The following is a 1,764-nucleotide window of genomic DNA, read 5'->3' as shown; positions in this document are numbered from 1 at the left end:
GTATATACCGTTTGAGCAGTTTACAGGAAGGTATATTGTTTGAGAGTTTGTATTCGTCAGGTGAAGGGGCATATGTACAGCAGATGCGTCTTGGTCTGAGCGGGCTGGATAAGTCCTCGTTTGTTCGTAGCTGGGCGCGGTTGGTAGCGGGACACAGTATATTACGGAGCGGGTTTTATTATGACAAGTTCAGGATCCCGGTACAATGTGTATACCGGGAAGTTGAGATACCTGTAGAGGAATATGATTACCGCGGGATGAGCGTGGAGGAACAGCGAACCGCGATCCTGCGTTATGAGGAAGCCGACCGCCGGCGGGGTTTTGATCTGGAGCGTGCGCCGCTGATGCGTATCAGTTTATTACGGATAACGGATACGGAGTACCAGATGATCTGGGCCCATCATCACCTGGTGATAGACGGGTGGTCGCTTCCGCTGCTGGTAACGGAGTTTCTGCAGACGTATGATGCGGAGGTTCTGGGTACGGCCTTACCGGCCATACCGGAGGATAACTATGAGGATTACATCCGTTATATAGAGCGGCAGGACAAGGAATCGGAAGAGGAATACTGGCGTGGTTATCTTCAGGGTCTGGAATCGGGGACATTATTGCCGTATATCAGTCAGGTCAGTGACCGGACACGAGGTGTGGAGGAGTACCGTGAGGAGGTACTGGAACTGGATAAAGGTCAGCGGGAACGTCTGGAGCGATATGCCCAGCATCATCATCTGACGGTGAACACGGTCATGCAGGGTGTATGGGCGCTGTTACTCCACCGTTACAGTGGTCAGGGGGATGTGGTATACGGGGTTACGGTATCCGGCCGTCCGGAAGAGCTTGCCGGGATAGAGCAGCGTATAGGGATGTATATCAACGCGCTGCCCTTACGTTCGAGGCTGTCCCCGGATCAGGATCTTGCGTCGTGGCTCCGGGAGCTGCAGTCAGAGCAGCTGTCTTCGCGGGATTACCAGTACAGTTCACTGAGTTCGATCCAGCGCTGGGGTGGCATAGGGGGAGAGCTGTTTGACAGCCTGCTGAYGTTTCAGAACTTTCCGGTAGGAGAGATCCTGTCCTCGCATGCATGGCAGCTGAAGGTTAAGGAACGTGAAATGACGGAGCAGACGACGAATTATCCGCTCACAATCCGTATCGTACTGAACGGGGCAGATGTGCGGGTTCATTTTATCTACAAGTCAACGCTGCTGAGCCGCTCCTATGTGGAACAGATCAGTCGTCATTTCGGGCAGGCGCTGGACGGGCTGCTGAGCGGCCCTGTCCGGGCAGGTGATATCGAGATCCTGAGCGAACAGGAGCGTGAACAGTTATTATATGAGTTTAACGGGACAGCGGTATCCTACCCTGTGGGATTAACGCTGCTGGACCTGTTCAGGGAGCAGGTAATGCTTCGGGGAGAAGAGACCGCTGTGGTTTACGGGGATAGCCGTCTGAGCTACCGTGAGCTGGATGCCCGGTCGAACCAGCTGGGGCATTACCTGCGGAGCCGTGGTGTTGTATCGGAGACGCTGGTACCGATCTGTCTTGGCCGTTCCCTGGAGATGATCATCGGGATCCTTGGGGTGCTGAAGGCGGGGGGYGCTTATGTACCGGTTGATCCGGATTATCCTGCAGACCGGATCAGTTATATGCTTCAGGATACCGGGGCATCGCTGGCATTAACGAGCCGGAGCACCGCGGGCTTATTAGGTGATTCCATAGAGCAGGTGCTGGTTGACGAAGATCGGGAAGCTATCAGCCAGGAGTCTG

Annotated in this window: 1 protein-coding gene; it reads left to right on the top strand. The window is 54.7% G+C overall.

Annotated elements, in window-relative coordinates; all coding sequences use genetic code 11:
* Positions 1-11: 11 nt before the first annotated feature.
* Positions 12-1,764: condensation domain-containing protein (locus AC1DRQ_RS31270; protein WP_477430000.1), on the top strand; the 1,753-nt coding region annotated here is incomplete at its 3' end.

Source organism: Mucilaginibacter sp. P4_E8, assembly GCF_056401495.1.
This window is presented reverse-complemented; position numbering and strand designations above follow the sequence as displayed.